Source organism: Chryseobacterium sp. VAUSW3 (assembly GCF_002205795.1).
GTDB classification, from domain to species: Bacteria; Bacteroidota; Bacteroidia; order Flavobacteriales; family Weeksellaceae; genus Kaistella; species Kaistella yananensis.
This window is the reverse complement of record NZ_NIUY01000002.1, coordinates 289,097-306,553: the sequence shown is the minus strand read 5'-3', so window position 1 is coordinate 306,553 and position 17,457 is coordinate 289,097. Positions and strand designations below refer to the sequence as shown.

Genomic DNA, 17,457 nt, shown 5'->3' with positions numbered 1-17,457 from the left:
TCCTGAACCTTATTTCATTTTATTTAAATTTAAATCCTTTAGATTCCAGCGCATCTTTCAGAATTGCCATTCTGGCAAACACTCCGTTTTTCATCTGCTGGAAGATTCGGGAACGCTCGCATTCTACCAGTTCACCGGCGATTTCCACACCGCGGTTGATGGGTGCGGGATGCATAATGATTGCTCCTTTTTTCATCATTTTCTCACGCTCTTTGGTAAGCCCGAATTTTCTGTGATAGCTTTCGAGTGAAATTTTCATTTTCTCGCCGTGTCTTTCGTGCTGTATACGGAGCAGCATCACTACATCCACTTCGGTCACCAAATCATCGATCGACAGATAAGTTCCGTTGATGATGGTGCCTTCATCAAACCATTTTTCGGGACCCGAGAAATAGACTTTAGCTCCGAGTTTACGCAGCGCTTCGGCGTTTGAGTTGGCTACCCTACTGTGTTTCACGTCGCCTACAATTCCTATTTTAAGTCCTTTAAACTTGCCGAATTCCTGTTGAATGGTCATTAAATCCAAAAGCGTCTGTGACGGGTGATTTCCGCTTCCGTCGCCGCCATTGATCACCGGAATACTGATATTTTTAAGCTCTTCATAATATTTATCCTGCTTATGACGGATGACGGTGAGATTTACTCCCAAACTTTCAAAAGTTTTTACCGTATCATATAAAGATTCGCCTTTATTTACAGAACTTGCCGTAACATCAAAAGGAACCACATGAAGTCCCAGTTTGCGCTGTGCAAGATCGAAACTGGTTTTTGTGCGGGTACTGTCCTCAAAAAACAGGTTCGAAACATAAATTTCATCCACCGCTTTCACGGTTTTTCCTTCTGCGAATTCCTGAGCACTTTTCAGTAAAGCATTAATCTTTTCTACAGTTAAATCTTTGGTTGTAAGCATAGTTCTTTAGTTTAAAATCAAAAAAAAACGAAGCCAAAATGACTTCGTTAAATAAAATAAATATTGTTGTTCCCGGCATCGCTGCCAATATATACATGGTCTAATGGAAATGTTCTTTTCATTAGCTGCAAAGATATAAATTTAATCTGAAAACCAAAAACGTAATTTACCAAAGACCCATTAAATGATATTAACCCTATATTTAAATTTTGTTATAATGCTAATTTAATATACATTTGCTAAAAAAGTATAGTTATGCCAGATACCTGTCCCAAATGCCAGCAGCACAACGTAGTAAAAAGCGGAATTGTAAAGGAAAGACAACGGTTCCGGTGCCGCGACTGCAATTACTATTTCACCGTAAAAAAACTGGGAAAACAGATTGACGACTACTATGTTACAAAAGCCCTGCAGCTGTATCTGGAAGGACTTTCGTTCCGGGAGATCGAAAGAATTCTCGGAATCTCCCATGTAACGGTAAGTTCCTGGATAAAAAAATACAACATCAGCAGACCCCCACATTCGGAGTTTCATACCACGTATAAGGTTTTTAAGCAGAATGAACTTTTAGAATTCATGCAGAAAGAAGAAAATATAAAAGGCTCCGGCCTTATCATTACTGAGTTTGGCGATAAGTACATGATGATCAAGTGGGAACGTTTCAGGAAATAAATCAGTCCCAAATAACACCCATCATTTTTAAACATATTTTAAAATATAACTATACCCTTAGCATAAATATATATTAAATTTCTTCAAACAAATTTTTAGTTTCACTTTCGTTATGTCAAAGAAAAGAACTAAAAATTAACATCCTATGAAGAAATCATCTATTTTGTTAGGAATACTTCCAACAATACTCTTCACACAGCAGCTACACGCTCAGGATACGGTATCCACCGCCGATCTTTTAAAAAGAATCGAAGCCCTGGAAGCCGAAGCCAGAAAACCCAAAGAATGGGACGCCTCCATTTACGGCTGGGTAAGAACCGAATACAGTTTCGACAGTCGCCAGTCGGCCTACTCCAGAGAATATAATTTGAATCTTTTTCCACTAGATGAAAAGCTGGATGCCAACGGAAACGATATCAACGATGCAGGTGCGAGTAATTTTCTGGCCATCACTTCTAGAGTTGGAATTAAATTCCGCGGACCCGACGTTTGGGGAGCTAAAGCCACAGGAAACATCGAAGCTGATTTCTTCGGCAATACTGAACTCAACAAAAGCGCGGCTGGTACAGGAAGCACAGGCCTGCTCCGTTTAAGACACGCAACTGCGACACTGACCTGGCCCAAAACTGCAGTAACTTTTGGCCAGACCTGGTATCCCACTTTTGTTCCTGACGTCTTTCCAGGCGTTGTGAATTTCAATACCGGCATCCTGTTCAACCCTTTCGGCTGGGCTGGTCAGGTAAAAGTGACCCAGAAATTAACTCCGGAACTTTCTTTCAGCGTGATTGCTTATAAAGACCGCGAATTTCAGACGGCAAACGCTGCTGGAGCTTCCGCCAATTCCGCGACCTTCAATTCTTCAATGCCCACTGTTCACGGGCAGGTTCAATACAAATCAAAAAGTATCACCGCAGGTGCCGGTGCCGAATACCAATCGCTGCAGCCGGTGATTGAATCCGGAGGCCTTGCTTCTGATGAGAAAGTAAATTCTGAAATGTTTTTCGGTTACTTCAAATACGCCAACGAAAAAATCATTGCAAAACTTTATGGGATTAGCGGCGGAAACCTTCACCACCTTGTGATGATCGGAGGTTTTGCAGGCTACGAAAACACCAACGGTATTGAATCATATAAACCCACCAAAACTTCAGCCTTCTGGGTTGACCTTGCGAGCGCCCATCCGAAAATTGCTCCGGGACTTTTCTTTGGTTACACAAAAAATTCAGGCACCGATGCCGGCTTTAAAAATCTTTATATGCGGGGCATTTCCGGGAACCGGATTCTTGATGAGGTTTGGCGGGCTTCTGCACGCATAGATTTCAAGCAGAATAAATTCAGTATTTCCCCGGAAGTAGAATATACTGCTGCAAAATGGGGTGATATGAATACAGAAGCGCTCGCTAAAAACAATCTCAAAAACGCCGGAAATTTAAGAGGAACCGTAAGGGTCATGTATTCATTTTAAACTTGATATAAAAAAATTAAATGATTAAATATTAAATGATTATAAAATCTATATAAATAGTACTTAAATCAAAAACAAATATAATTATGAGCAAGAAATTTAAAACCCAACATGAGCATGACGCGTATGTTGCGGAGAAAAAAAAGAATAAAACAATCTGGGGCGTAATCATGGCGTCGTCTTTGGGGACGCTCATCGAATGGTACGATTTCTACATTTTCGGGAGTCTGGCGGTAGTTCTCGCCACCAAATTTTTTCCGGCAGATAATCCTACCGCAGCATTTCTTTCTACCCTGGCAACTTTTGCCGCAGGGTTTGTGGTAAGACCTTTTGGCGCGCTGTTTTTCGGCAGACTGGGAGACATTATCGGAAGAAAATACACTTTCCTGGTAACGCTGCTGATCATGGGTTTCTCCACCTTTCTTATCGGATGTGTACCGAGTTTCGAAACCATTGGTTATGCCGCGCCTGTTTTGGTGTTAATTCTGAGACTTTTACAGGGACTTGCTCTTGGTGGAGAATACGGTGGCGCCGCAACCTACGTCGCTGAATATTCGCAGCCTCATCGCCGTGGGTACTGGACTTCCTGGATCCAGACCACCGCAACGGCAGGTCTGTTTATTTCACTTATCGTTATTTTGGTCACCAAAACTTCGCTTACACCTGAAGAATTCGACAGTTGGGGCTGGAGAATACCGTTCTGGATTTCAATTCTTATGGTCGGGGTTTCTTACGTCATCCGAAGAAATATGAAGGAATCACCTTTGTTTGCGCAGGCAAAAAAAGAAGGAAAAACCTCAACCAATCCTCTGAAAGAAAGCTTCGGTAATAAGCTGAATTTCAAGTTCGTGCTTCTTGCGCTTTTCGGAGCGGTAATGGGACAGGGTGTCATTTGGTACACCGGGCAGTTTTACGCCATGAGTTTCATGCAAAAAGTGATGAATATAGATTCTGCACAGGTGGATTCCATGATGGCTCTGGCGCTGTTCCTGGGAACTCCTCTATTTATTCTGTTCGGTTGGCTCTCCGACAAAGTCGGCAGAAAACCCATCATGATGATTGGGATGTTGATCGCCATTATTGCTTACAGACCCATTTATAAAACCATGTACACCGCTGTAAATATTGAAGACAAAGTACTGGCAGAAAAAGGTCTTGTAGAAAAAAGAACCGCCAAAGCCCATGAAAAAATTGCAGGAGACAGCCTTATCACTTTCCACAAAGAAAAAACATTTACAGACGGAACTTTGCTGAAACGCGACAGTATTGTGCACTGGGCTGCAGCAGGACCGGTGATGACCAACGGAAAAGCTGAAGCACCACTGATTAAAGAAAGCATTACGGTAAATCCGGATACGCGGTGGCTCCTGATATTTCTGGTATTTGTGCAGGTGGTTTTCGTAACGATGGTTTACGGCCCAATTGCCGCTTTCCTGGTAGAAATGTTCCCAATCCGCATTCGCTACACCTCCATGTCACTGCCCTATCACATCGGTAACGGAATATTTGGCGGTCTGCTGCCGGCAGTAGCTACTTATCTGGTGACTTCGGGCAAAGATGCAGGGCACGCCGAATGGTATCTTGAGGGACTTTGGTACCCGATCATTGTAGCGGCAGTATGTCTGGTAATCGGTACGCTTTACCTTAAAACCAAAAATAAAAGTCTTGAAGAAGACCACCAGTAAACCAACAAAAACAAATCCCGGAAACCTGAAAATTACCACACCGTTGTCCCCGGTTTCCGGATTTTTCTCTAACTTTAAAAAACAAAAAAAATGGATTCAGTAAAAAAAATATTAGGAATTGTATGGCTTATTTTGGCGGCGGTAGTCGCGTACTATGGCTTAAGCGTGTTCGGAATCCCGAAAATCATGTCGGATAAGCAGGAAGATAATGTATTCGGATGGATTATCCTGGTGATTCTTGTCCCCATCATCGTTGGCGGATTGGCAGTGTTCGGGTGGTACTCCTTCAAAGGCGAATATTCGGACGACAAAATTTAAAGTTCTGGTTTAAAAAACCTTTCTTAAAGTTTTAAAAGAAACTTTCAAATGAAAAAAAGACACAAGCAGAAACTGGTTATTTTGAGCATCACCTTATTTGTGATGCTCAATGCGCCGGTTTTGCTTCTGTTTAATCACACACAGGCAATCTTGGGGCTGCCGATGATTTATCTGTACCTGTTTATGATTTGGCTGGCATCCAGTATCGCGTCATTTTTAATATTCTGGAAATTCGATGAGTAGTCCGCTGTTGTTTTTACTGGTGATCCTGTATCTGGGGCTGCTGTTCTTCATCGCCTTCTGGGCAGAAAAAAAGAAGAGCAACTTCTGGATCAATAATCCGTATATTTATTCCCTGTCTCTGGCGGTGTACTGTTCGGCTTGGACGTATTACGGAAGCATCGGCGTGGCCTCCAACCAGGGTCTGGAATACCTGGCGATCTACATCGGTCCGGTAATCATTATTCCGGCGTGGATTTATATCAATTCGAAAATCATCAGAATCTCCCGCGTTCATAAAATAAGCAGCATTGCCGATTTCATCTCTTTACGGTACGGAAACAGCAGGTCTCTGGGCGCAATCGTTGCCATTGTGTGTATGCTGGCGGTGATTCCGTACATTGGTTTACAGATCAAAGCGATCTCCGATACCTTTCACCTGATGACCCACACGGCCAATTCAGACAATATTTTTCTGGATACTGCCACATATGTCGTGCTGATCATTGCGGTGTTTTCTGCCTATTACGGCACCAAATATGTCGATGCTTCGGAGAAAAGACTCGGCATTATTTCAGCTGTTGCCGTGGAGAGTTTCCTGAAACTGATTTTCTTTATCATTCTCGGAGTTTTTGTTGTTTATGGCGTATTCAACGGTTTTGATGACATTTATGAAAAGGCTTCAAAATTACCCGATTTTACACAGAAAAATACGTTCAACGGACTGGAGGGCGCCTTCAACTGGTTTCTGATGTGCATGCTTTCGATGACGGCGATTTTTCTTCTTCCAAGGCAGTTTCACACCACAATTATAGAAAACAGAACCGAAAAACACCTGAAAACTGCCATCTGGCTTTTTCCGCTTTATCTTCTGCTGATGAATTTCTTTGTCTTCCCTATTGCCTGGGGCGGCAAAATCCTGTTCTTCGGAGAAAATGTAAATCCCGAATTCTATTCAATCCTCATTCCGCAGAAATTCGGGAACATGATGATTGCAGGAATGGTTTTTCTGGGCGGTCTCAGCGCCTGTATCTCGATGATCATTATTTCGAGTATTTCCCTATCGGTTATGCTTTCAAACAACATTATTATCCCTTACGGCTGGCTCAACAGTCTGAAAACCGAAACCGAATATGCCAACAACCGAACCATTGTAAACATCAGGAAATTCAGTATTTTCTCACTCATCATCCTGGGTTTTGTCTTTTACAAATACCTCATCAGGAGTGCCACCTTATTTTCGGTGGGACTTACCGCTTTTGTTCTTATTGCTCAGCTGGCGCCGGCTTTTTTCGGTGCCATATTTTGGCGCAGAGGCAGTTATTCCGGCGCAGTAACCGGAATAATTGCAGGCGTACTTATCTGTTATTTCAATCTTATCCTGCCGAATTATTTTGAAACAACCTATCAGAATTCAGCGGTATTTAACTTTTTTAAATTAGCGTACCTCTCGCCTGTGGCCAGTGCGTTTTTCTGGAGTCTGCTCGTAAACGGCGGCCTGTTTATGATAATATCATCTTTTGTAGCGGGGAATTACAGAGAACGGAATTTTGCCGAACTTTATGTGGACATCAACGATTATATACAGCATCACGAAAATGCCTATATTTGGAAAGGAACCGCCAATATTTCAGACATCACAAACATCCTGACGAGATTTCTAGGCGAAAAGAAAACTAGGCAGGCGCTGAAAATATTTAATCTCAAATACAATCTTTCTGATGAAAACGACAGCGCCGATTCCCGGTTCATCAAATTTTCAGAGAACCTTCTCAGTGGAAGAATCGGTACCGCATCGGCAAAGATTTTAATTGAAGGCGTTACAAAAGAAGACAAAATTACCCTGCCCGAAGTGTTGAAAATTCTGGAAGAATCCAAAGAGAACATTTCAATGAACAAACAGCTCACCGAGCATTCGCAGCAACTGAGAAAACTTTCGGAAGAACTTCAGAACGCGAATGAAACTTTGGTGATAAAAGACAAACAGAAAGACGATTTCCTTGATTCTGTCGCCCACGAATTACGAACGCCCATCACAGCCATCCGTGCGACGAGCGAGCTGCTGCTGGATGATGACGAAATGCCAGCGGAGATTAAAAAAGATTTCCTCGGCAACATTATTTCCGAAAGCGACCGCCTGGCAGAAATCATCAACGATATTCTTTTTCTGGATAAACTCGAGGCCGGAACCACGCCCCTTAACCTTGCAGAAAAAAACATTACCGAGACTTACCATAAAGCTTTAAAGCCTTTGCTGCAGCTATTTGAGCAGAAACATCTCCATCACTCGGAAGTCAATTTATTGCAGCATGAGATTTTTGAGTTTGATGAAATGAAAATGATTCAGGTTTTTCAGAATATCCTTGGGAACGCGCTGAAATTCGCCAACGAACAGGGAATGATTCAGACCAAATTTCAGGAAAAAGATGGCATGCTGAAAATCTCAATCTTTAATACCGGCAAAACAATTCCGACGGAAGATTTGCAGTATGTATTCGAGAAATTTTACCAGAGCAAGAACCAAAATCTGAGAAAACCTTTAGGAAGTGGACTTGGACTTGCCATATGTAAGAGAATCATCAGTGCCCATGGCGGTAAAATCGAAGCCAAAAACAAAGAAATCGGTGTTACGTTTGAGATTTTTTTGCCCACTAAAAATGAAACCACATGAAAAAGATATTAATTGCAGACGACGAACATAAAATCATCATGACCTTGGAATATGCCTTCCGGAAAGCCGGCTACGAAGTCTTCATCGCCAGAGACGGTTCCGAAGTCCTGGAAATCCTAAAAACCCAGATTCCCGATATTATTCTTCTTGATATTATGATGCCGAATGTCGACGGATATACCACGCTGGCAGAAATCCGTAAAAATGAGGCGTACCGCAGTATAAAAGTGATTTTTCTTTCCGCCAAAACCGGAGAAGCTGATATTGCCAAAGGTTTGGAAATGGGCGCTGATGCCTATGTAACAAAACCCTACTCTATTAAAAAACTTACCGAACAGGTAGAAAATTTAATCAAATAAAACTTAAGATATGAAAGCGCACAAAATGTTCCGCGAAAGCGTGGAAAATAAAGAGAAATTTTGGGCAGAACAGGCAGAAAATATTGAATGGTTTAAAAAACCAACCCAAATCCTCACCGACGATGGCCAAAGTTACCCAACCTGGTTTACAGATGGTGAACTCAACACCTGTTATCTTGCTTTAGATAAACATATTAACGACGGTTTCGGTGATCAGGTGGCCCTTATTTATGATTCTCCGGTAACTTCCCGAATCATAAAATACACCTACAGCGAAGTTCGCGACCAGGTGGCAAAATTTGCGGGAGGACTGCAGAATTTAGGCTTACAGAAAGGCGACACCGCGATTATTTACATGCCCATGATTCCACAGTCGGTTTTCGCTATGCTGGCTTGCGCAAGACTGGGCGTTACGCATTCCGTGGTTTTTGGCGGCTTTGCCCCTACCGAACTGGCGATAAGAATCGATGACTGTCACCCGAAAGCCATTATTACCGCAAGTTCGGGGATGGAAGTTTCGCGCCGGATTCCTTATCTGCCTTTTGTGCGCGAAGCTGTTTCGATTTCAGAATACAAACCGGAACACATCGTGGTGTACGACCGCAAACTTCTGGGCAACAGAATCCATTTTGGAGCCGAGACTAATTTAATTGATTTCGAACAACTTATCGCCACGTCCGAACCTGTGGACTGTGTTCCAGTAGAATCCACCCATCCGCTCTACATCCTGTACACCTCCGGAACTACCGGAAAGCCCAAAGGTGTGGTACGCGATAACGGCGGACATGCCGTAGCGATGAAATTTGCGATTAAAAATATATACGGCGCCAACGAAGGCGAAACTTTTTGGGCAGCTTCCGATATCGGTTGGGCGGTTGGTCACAGTTTTTCGGTTTACGCCCCGTTGATTAACAGAAACACCACTGTTATTTTTGAAGGAAAACCCATTGGAACGCCCGATGCAGGAACCTTCTGGCGTGTAATCGAGGAGCATAAAGTTTCGGTGATGTTTACAGCGCCTACGGCCATCAGAGCCATTAAAAAAGAAGATCCTGAAGGCGAATTTATAAAGAAATATGATTTATCGTCGCTGAGAACCCAGTTTCTGGCAGGCGAACGATGCGATGTTGCCACCCTCGACTGGTATGAAGAATTCGTCGGTGTACCGGCTATTGACCATTGGTGGCAAACCGAATCGGGATGGCCGATGCTGGGACTGATGACGGGTGTTGAAGACGTAAAAATCAAGAGAGCCTCTGCCGGAAAGCCGATTCCCGGCTATGATATTAAAATCTTCAGTGAAGAAGGTTATGAACTTGAAGCACATCACGAAGGTTATCTCGTCATCAAACTTCCGCTGGCTCCCGGTGCTTTAACCGGAATCTGGGGCGATCCGGAGCGGTTTAAATTTGGATATCTGTCGAGATTTCCGGGCTATTATTTCTCGGGCGACGGTGCAATTATGGATGAAGACGGCTACGTTTTCGTTACCGGAAGAGTTGATGATGTGATTAATGTTGCCGGACACCGTCTTTCTACCGCTGAAATGGAAGAAGTGGTCGCCGCACATAAAGATGTCGCCGAATGTTGCGTAGTTGGAATTGATGATGATTTGAAAGGTCAGGTTCCTTTTGCCATCGCAGTTTTAAAATCTGGTTCCAAGGCAGATCAGGACCAACTAGAAAAAGATATTGTTGCCCTGGTGCGTGAAAAAATAGGCGCAGTAGCCTGTCTGAAAAACGCAATGGTAGTCAACCGTCTGCCGAAAACCCGCTCCGGTAAGATTTTAAGGAAACTCATCCGCACAATGCTGGACGGGAAAGAATACCAAATCCCTTCAACCATCGATGATGAAAGTATTGTAAGAGAATTACAGGAAATGATGAATGTGTATAAAAGAGAAAAAATTTAGATCAAAAACCGAAATCAGGTAAAAATAACAGCGCCCTAGCCCTGATGGAAGCGGTTACCCCGCAGCATGCATTGGTCAAACCCGGCCGCGAGGAGTATGAGCGGACAGCAGGTTCCCGGCTTCAAAAAAAACAGTAAAACAAAAAAAATTAAGAATATTATGAAAAATTATTTAATTGATGATCTTCCCGATTATTTCAAGCAGTATAAGAAATCGATAAAAAACCCGAAGAAATTCTGGGATAAAATTGCCGATGAAAACTTTGTGTGGTACCAGCGCTGGAGCAAAGTGGTGGAATATGACATGCAGGAAGCAAAAATCAAATGGTTTAAAAACGCCAAACTCAACATCACCAAAAATTGTATTGACCGGCATCTGAGTATCCGCGGCGAGAAAACCGCGATTATCTGGGAACCCAACGATCCGAAAGAAGAAGCCCAGCATATTTCTTATAACGAACTGCGGGACAGGGTCTGCAAAATGGCTAACGTGCTGCGTGATCTGGGAATCCAGAAAGGCGACCGCGTATGTATTTACCTTCCGATGATTCCGGAATTGGCGGTAACAATGTTGGCCTGTGCAAGACTGGGTGCGGTGCATTCCGTTATTTTTGCCGGATTTTCGGCTTCTGCGGTGAGTTCACGTGTTAACGATTGTGAAGCGAAACTTATCATCTGTTCGGATGGAAGTTACCGAGGCAGCAAAGCCATTGATCTGAAAGGAATCATCGATGAAGCTGTAGAAAACTGCCCAACGGTAGAAAAAGTGCTCGTGGTAAAAAGAACCGGCGGCGAAGTGAAGATGAAGGAAGGACGCGACTTTTGGCTTGAACCGCTTTACGAAAAAGCACCGGCAGATTTTATTTCTGTTATTATGGATGCTGAAGATCCGCTGTTTATTCTTTATACTTCCGGTTCCACAGGAAAACCAAAAGGAATGCTACACACCACTGCCGGATACATGGTTTACACGGCTTATACTTTCAAAAATGTATTCAATTACAGAGAAAATGATATTTATTGGTGTACGGCGGATATTGGCTGGATCACGGGACATTCCTACATTCTCTACGGTCCGCTGGCAAACGGCGCAACGACGGTTATTTTTGAAGGTGTTCCCACTTACCCCGAACCCGACCGTTTCTGGGAAGTTATAGATAAGCATAAAGTGACACAGTTTTACACGGCTCCTACCGCGATCCGTTCGCTTGCTAAGGAATCTTATGAATGGGTTGAAAAGCATGACCTTTCGAGTTTAAGGGTTATCGGTTCCGTAGGAGAGCCGATCAATGATGAAGCCTGGCATTGGTACAATGATCATGTCGGGAAGAAAAAATGCCCGATTGTAGATACCTGGTGGCAAACCGAAACCGGTGGGATCATGATTTCGCCCATTCCTTTTGTAACCCCCACAAAACCGACCTATGCAACACTTCCGCTACCGGGAATTCAGCCTGTTCTGATGGATGACAAACGCAATGAAATCACCGGCAACCAGGTAGACGGCAATCTTTGCATCCGTTTTCCGTGGCCGGGAATTGCCAGAACGATCTGGGGCGACCACCAGCGATATAAAGAAACCTATTTTACCGCGTTTCCGGGGAAATATTTCACCGGCGACGGTGCTTTGCGTGATGAAGTAGGCTATTACAGAATAACAGGACGCGTAGATGACGTGATTATCGTTTCCGGGCATAATCTGGGAACGGCTCCAATTGAAGACAGTATTAACCAGCATCCGGCTGTTGCAGAGTCTGCGATTGTGGGTTATCCGCACGATATCAAAGGCAGCGCACTCTATGGCTATGTGATTCTTAAAGATACCGGCGAAAGCCGCGACCGGGATAATCTTCGTAAGGAAATTAACCAGGTCATCAGCGATACAATCGGGCCGATTGCGAAACTCGATAAAATTCAGTTTGTATCTGCCTTGCCTAAAACCCGTTCCGGTAAAATTATGAGAAGGATTTTAAGAAAAATTGCAGAAGGCGATTTCGCGAATTTTGGCGATACCTCTACTCTGCTTAATCCGGAAATTGTTGAGGAAATTAAAAATGAGCGAATTTAAATAAACCCTAATTCCATCATAAAGAAAATCCCGCAGCAACGCGGGATTTTTGTTTAAAAACATGAACACATCCTAAAAATACTGATATAAAAAAGGGTTACATCACGGTTTTTTAAAAACTATGTTACGCATATATTTGTAATAGCAAATATCAATTAACAAATACAAGTACAATGAAAACAACAGTTGTAGGACTATTTTCAAGTTGTGATGAGGCAGTAAACGCAGCAAAAATCCTCAAAAAAACAGGATTGAAAAATCTTAAACTAGCCTGCAAAGAATTGTCAGATGACAAGAAAAACTGGTCAAACGCGTATTTAGGTTCTTTTTTCGGCATATATGCGAATAAACCGGTAAAATTGCTGAGAAAAAAATCGGAAAATTTAGTTGCCGGAATATTTTCTAAAAATGCTGAAAAGCTTGAAAAAGCAAGAACAATTTTGAAAAACGCCGGCGCCGTACATGTTTTTTCATTCGAAAACATGTCCAGAGTAGAATCAAAATCAAAAGAATTTATTATGAAAATGATTGCCCTGGCAGCAAAATCTGAAATCCGGCTGCCACTCCCATTAAAACACCATGAGTCGCACGAAGGAATTTTAATGATAACATAAAGAAATTCTTTCGGAAACTTAAAATTTAACCTGTATAATAATAAACCTTACGCGAAACCGTAAGGTTTTTTTACGTCTGAGCCTTTGTTTGTTTAATGCTTTTATAAAACCAATTATCATTTCCATATTGCTGGTTAATATGTTATCTTTGTGAAAATTTAGAAAAGATGATGCTGAACTGTTTATTACTCCATCTTCAAGACAAAATCAGCTCATAATAAAGTACCTAATAAAAATAAATACATGAAATTTTTTATCGACACTGCCAATCTTGAGCAGATTAAAGAAGCCCAGGATTTAGGAATTTTAGATGGTGTAACCACCAATCCATCGCTTATGGCAAAAGAAGGCATCAGCGGAAAAGAGGCGATTCTGAACCATTACAAAACCATTTGCGAAATTGCTGATGGAGATATTTCTGCGGAAGTTTTAAGCACAACTTACGAAGAAATGATCAAAGAAGGTGAAGAATTGGCAGCGCTCCATCCTAATATTGTGGTGAAAATCCCAATGATTAAAGACGGCGTGAAAGCACTTAAATATTTCTCAAACAAAGGCATTAAGACCAATTGTACCCTGATTTTCTCTGCCGGACAAGCGTTGCTGGCTGCAAAAGCAGGCGCTACATATGTTTCTCCGTTCTTGGGTAGATTAGATGATATTTCAGTTGATGGAATGAATTTAATCGAAGAAATCAGAATTATTTTTGATAATTATATGTTTGATACTGAAATTCTTGCAGCATCGATCCGTTCGCCGATGCATATTATCAACTGTGCGAAAATAGGTGCAGATGTCGTGACTTCTCCTCTCGCTTCGATTTTAAATTTACTTAAACACCCATTAACCGACAGTGGTTTAGCACAATTTGTTGCTGATGCCAAGAAAATGGATTAAGAAAATAAACTATTAATAGAAACCGCCTGACTACTTAGGCGGTTTTTTTTGTCCCTGATTATTGATTCAAAATATCTATCACGTAATTAGATTGTGCGCAATATAATTGTTAACTATCTTTGCAACCGAAATAGTAAAATTTAAAAAAAAATACAATGTCATTAATTGAAGATTTAAAATGGAGACACGCAGTAAAAGCGTATGATTCCACCAAAAAAGTTTCAGAAGAAGATTTGAATAAAATTCTGGAAGCAGCCAGACTTGCGCCTACCTCTTCCGGATTACAGCCTTTCCGTGTGATTGTAGTGGAAAATCAGGAATTGAAAGAACAAATGGTAAAAGGAGCCCTTAACCCGGAGATAATGAGAGATTGTTCCCATGTTTTGGTTTTCGCAGCCTGGGACAATTATTCGGCGGAAAAAATCGACAAAGTTTACGATTACCATACCGATGTTCGGGAATTGCCACGCGGTCGTTTCAGCAGTTATACAGATCAACTGAAAGTGATCTACGGCGCGCAGACCTCAGAAGAAAATTTCGCTCACACTGCAAGACAGACTTACATCGCACTAGGTTTAGCTATGGCACAGGCGGCGGAACTGAAAATTGACAGTACACCTGCCGAAGGTTTCAGCAATGAGGTGGTCGATGAAATTCTGGGTTTAAAAGAATTGGGACTGAAAAGTGTAACTTTACTGTACTTAGGATACAGAGATTCGGAGAACGACTGGCTTTCGAAGATGAAAAAAGTTCGTATCCCAATGGATGAATTCATCATTAAAAAATAATTTAGAAAATCACTAAATCCTCCCATGGATCAACACAAAACTCCACAACTTGGTAATCAGCTATGTTTCCCTTTGTATGTTATCGCAAAGGAAATCACAGGTCTTTACCGTCCGTTACTTGAAGAACTTGATATTACCTATCCGCAATATCTGGTAATGATGGTACTTTGGGAGCATCAGCGGCTTACGGTAAATCAGATTGGTGAAAAACTTTTTCTAGACAGCGGTACGATAACTCCAATGTTGAAAAGGCTGGAAGCAAAATCTTATATTGTACGGCAAAGAAAAATTGAGGATGAGCGTGTTGTGGAAATCTCCTTGACTGATGAAGGTGAAAGGCTTCAGGACAAAGCTTGCCTGATTCCTGCAAAAATGAATGATAGGCTGGATCTTTCGGAAACTGATGTACAGGAACTGAAACAGGCGATTTCTAAACTTTTAGATAAAATAAATAAAAAATAAAAAAATCAATGAAAACATTATACACAACTAGCGTTACCGCAACAGGCGGACGCGACGGACACGTAAAAAGTGACAACGGAATTCTGGAACTCGATGTACGCACTCCCAAATCCCTTGGTGGACAAAGTGATGATTATGCCAACCCCGAAATGCTTTTCGCCGCAGGATATGCGGCATGTTTCGACAGCGCCTTAAATCTGATGATTAAAAAATCGAAATCTGCGGCGGGCGAAACAAAAGTAAATGCCAAAGTCGGAATCGGACAAACCGAAAACGGTGGTTTTGGTCTGGAAGTGGAACTGGATGTGAATGTGCCCGGAGTATCACTGGAAGAAGCGCAGTCATTAGTGGAAAAGGCACATCAGGTGTGTCCCTACTCTAACGCAACAAGAAATAATATTGATGTAACTCTTAAGGTTACCAATAACTAATCTTACGCTGTAAAACGTAAAATAAAAATCGGCAGACTTCAAAGAAGTTTGCCGATTTTGTGACCCGGAAGGGACTCGAACCCCCAACCCTCAGAGCCGAAATCTGATATTCTATCCAATTGAACTACCGAGCCATTTTTGATGATGAATTTTGAATTAAATCCTCATTAATTTTTTAAAAAGAAATCTTCACACCTCCCAAAAACTGCGCTCCCAAAACTTTATATCCTTTGAAAGTCTGATAGTTTGTATTCAGTAAATTATTTCCGAGTGCAAAAATACTGAAATTTTTGTGAATTTTGTACTCCGCAGACAGATTTAAATCTGCAAAGCCCCCAACTTTATCATCGGTATTCTCTTCTGACAGAAATAAATTAGGCGAAGTTCCTGATTCTGTGAAAGAAAAAGAATTTGTGGTCTTATCAGATCCGAAAATCGCTTTCGCGCCCAGATGAAGTTTTTTTCCTAACAAAGAATATTTACCTCCCAAACTTGCATGTAGCAAAGGCTTATTGTAGATATGTTCGTAGTTATCAAGGTCATATTTTGCAAAATACATTTCGGCATCCAAAACAAGATTGGCCAGCGGGAAAAACTGCAGGCTTCCTTTCACCTCGCTTACCGTTCCGTTATCGTACACGGCAGAGAAGGTATTCGCAAAATCATACGGCGCACGGTCTAAGGTAAACGCATCATCAAAAAGACCATTGGCACGGAAGAACATGATGTCATTCATTTTTCCGTAACCTGCGCTCACATCATATTTAATCATCTGATCTACATCGCCGCGCAACCCAATATACCCTTTGTATTTGGTTTCTGTTGCACGAAGTTCCTGGTCCGAAACGAGATACGGATTTTCTTCGAGCATATTGGCATAAGTGTTCAGTTTCAAACCACCTTCTACGCCGGCATAAAATTTAAATTCGTCTGTAGCCGCAAACTGCAGTTCAGCTTTTGGGAACCAGTAGGTTTTATTGTTTTTAACTTCTTCTTCAAGAATATTATTTGAATTTTTAGCATTCAGGAAAGAGAAATCCGATCCGATCATCAGATAAGATTTTCCTTTGAAGAACGTCATTTTCGGCGATAGAGTCGCATTTAAAAAATTTGAAGAATTTTCATTCAGAAGTGAAAATTCAGATTTCACGGTTTCGAGATTAATCCCGAGGTCTGCGTTAAACATCATATCATTTACGGGCAGCTCTACTCCATGTTTCGAAAGATTCAGCAAAATTTCTGCCTGGGTTTCCTTAGCATCGAAATGATCGCCAAGAAAAGATGATTTGATACGGATGTCGTTCAGGATTTCATTGGAATAAAAATCGTAATATCCGTTGACTTTGAAACGGTTGGTTTTCTGGTTAATATCGATATCTGAAGCAGGTTTTAGGGCATAAATTCCGTAATAATTATAATCATTCAGCCCGTAATCAGCATTCACGTTGATTTTTCCTTTGTCGCCATAAGAATTTAAATAAAGGCCAAAGTTTCCGGTGTTTTGTTTTGAAGTCCAGTCGTATTCTTTCGTAAGTCCTTTGGTTGAAAGAAAATGGAGATCAGCACCAACCTGAATATCGTTCTCAAGCGTTGTAGAAATATTACCATCAGCCAGAATTTTCCCGAAATTCCCCATTCCGATCTGAAAATAATTGTCCTGATAACTCGCATCGAATTTCGGTGAAATATCTTCGCCCTGAATGGTTGAAGTTTTAAAATCCGAAGCAGCCGGAACGTCGATAATATTGTATTTCAGGTTCAGCGAATCCTGGGTTTTCTTTTCTTTTGGCGGATAGTTTTTCTCGGCTTCCACTGAAGTTTTTTTCTTTTCGATTTTCTTCACTTCAGGTTCGCGTTTGCGGTCCAGAATGAGTTTTTCTTCTTTAATCTGCGAAAAAACAGCGGTAGAAGAAACCAACATTCCCAATAAAAATATATTTTGAATTCTTAAATTCATATTTTCTGTTTTAAAACCTTTTGAGTTTAG

16 protein-coding genes and 1 tRNA gene are annotated in these 17,457 nt (G+C 41.6%); 14 read left to right on the top strand and 3 right to left on the bottom strand.

Features of this window, described 5'->3' with window-relative positions; translation table 11 throughout:
• Positions 1 to 19: 19 nt before the first annotated feature.
• Complete coding sequence (locus tag CDW55_RS06625; RefSeq protein ID WP_088468979.1) at positions 20 to 910, bottom strand: aspartate carbamoyltransferase catalytic subunit; 891 nt, start codon at positions 908 to 910, stop codon at positions 20 to 22.
• A gap of 255 nt (positions 911 to 1,165) precedes the next feature.
• On the opposite strand from CDW55_RS06625, the gene CDW55_RS06620 reads away from it, so the two are divergent.
• From CDW55_RS06620 to CDW55_RS06555, 14 genes are all read left to right on the top strand, one after another.
• A complete protein-coding gene (locus CDW55_RS06620) occupies positions 1,166 to 1,582 on the top strand; it encodes a helix-turn-helix domain-containing protein (protein WP_088468978.1) in 417 nt (138 codons plus the stop codon).
• Positions 1,583 to 1,727: 145 nt separating this feature from the next.
• Positions 1,728 to 3,047 carry a hypothetical protein gene (locus CDW55_RS06615; protein WP_088468977.1) on the top strand — a complete coding sequence of 440 codons (1,320 nt, stop codon included), beginning with the start codon at positions 1,728 to 1,730 and terminating at the stop codon, positions 3,045 to 3,047.
• Between the two features lie 86 nt (positions 3,048 to 3,133).
• Positions 3,134 to 4,732 (top strand): MFS transporter, encoded by a 1,599-nt coding sequence (locus CDW55_RS06610; protein ID WP_088468976.1) that lies wholly within the window; start codon positions 3,134 to 3,136, stop codon positions 4,730 to 4,732.
• Between the two features lie 90 nt (positions 4,733 to 4,822).
• Entirely contained in the window at positions 4,823 to 5,050 is a 228-nt protein-coding gene (locus CDW55_RS06605) for a DUF6814 family protein (protein ID WP_088468975.1), read from the top strand.
• A gap of 48 nt (positions 5,051 to 5,098) precedes the next feature.
• Positions 5,099 to 5,293, top strand: coding sequence for a hypothetical protein (locus CDW55_RS06600; protein WP_088468974.1), 195 nt, complete (start codon positions 5,099 to 5,101; stop codon positions 5,291 to 5,293).
• Positions 5,286 to 7,940 (top strand): ATP-binding protein, encoded by a 2,655-nt coding sequence (locus tag CDW55_RS06595; RefSeq protein ID WP_088468973.1) that lies wholly within the window; start codon positions 5,286 to 5,288, stop codon positions 7,938 to 7,940. Before CDW55_RS06600 ends, CDW55_RS06595 begins: the two co-directional genes overlap by 8 nt.
• On the top strand, positions 7,937 to 8,299 hold the full coding sequence (locus CDW55_RS06590; protein ID WP_088468972.1) for a response regulator transcription factor: 363 nt from the start codon (positions 7,937 to 7,939) through the stop codon (positions 8,297 to 8,299). Before CDW55_RS06595 ends, CDW55_RS06590 begins: the two co-directional genes overlap by 4 nt.
• Before the next feature lie 10 nt (positions 8,300 to 8,309).
• Positions 8,310 to 10,211, top strand: coding sequence for an AMP-binding protein (locus CDW55_RS06585; protein WP_088468971.1), 1,902 nt, complete (start codon positions 8,310 to 8,312; stop codon positions 10,209 to 10,211).
• Positions 10,212 to 10,277: 66 nt separating this feature from the next.
• Positions 10,278 to 12,278 (top strand): acetate--CoA ligase, encoded by a 2,001-nt coding sequence (gene acs / locus CDW55_RS06580; RefSeq protein WP_410492772.1) that lies wholly within the window; start codon positions 10,278 to 10,280, stop codon positions 12,276 to 12,278.
• Positions 12,279 to 12,451: 173 nt separating this feature from the next.
• Positions 12,452 to 12,892, top strand: a complete 441-nt coding sequence (locus tag CDW55_RS06575) for a hypothetical protein (protein WP_088468969.1) — start codon at positions 12,452 to 12,454, stop codon at positions 12,890 to 12,892.
• A gap of 243 nt (positions 12,893 to 13,135) precedes the next feature.
• Positions 13,136 to 13,789, top strand: coding sequence for a fructose-6-phosphate aldolase (gene fsa / locus CDW55_RS06570; RefSeq protein WP_088468968.1), 654 nt, complete (start codon positions 13,136 to 13,138; stop codon positions 13,787 to 13,789).
• 155 nt (positions 13,790 to 13,944) lie between these two features.
• Complete coding sequence (locus tag CDW55_RS06565) at positions 13,945 to 14,577, top strand: NAD(P)H-dependent oxidoreductase (protein ID WP_088468967.1); 633 nt, start codon at positions 13,945 to 13,947, stop codon at positions 14,575 to 14,577.
• A gap of 24 nt (positions 14,578 to 14,601) precedes the next feature.
• A complete protein-coding gene (locus tag CDW55_RS06560; RefSeq protein ID WP_088468966.1) occupies positions 14,602 to 15,039 on the top strand; it encodes a MarR family winged helix-turn-helix transcriptional regulator in 438 nt (145 codons plus the stop codon).
• Between the two features lie 8 nt (positions 15,040 to 15,047).
• Complete coding sequence (locus CDW55_RS06555; RefSeq protein WP_088468965.1) at positions 15,048 to 15,470, top strand: organic hydroperoxide resistance protein; 423 nt, start codon at positions 15,048 to 15,050, stop codon at positions 15,468 to 15,470.
• Between the two features lie 60 nt (positions 15,471 to 15,530).
• Here CDW55_RS06555 and CDW55_RS06550 read toward each other — a convergent pair.
• Together CDW55_RS06550 and CDW55_RS06545 are read right to left on the bottom strand one after the other, a co-directional pair.
• Positions 15,531 to 15,604 (bottom strand) — tRNA-Arg (locus CDW55_RS06550).
• Between the two features lie 41 nt (positions 15,605 to 15,645).
• The gene (locus CDW55_RS06545) at positions 15,646 to 17,427 is read right to left on the bottom strand and encodes a TonB-dependent receptor (protein WP_088468964.1); all 1,782 of its coding nucleotides are present in this window, start codon (positions 17,425 to 17,427) and stop codon (positions 15,646 to 15,648) included.
• Positions 17,428 to 17,457 lie beyond the last annotated feature (30 nt).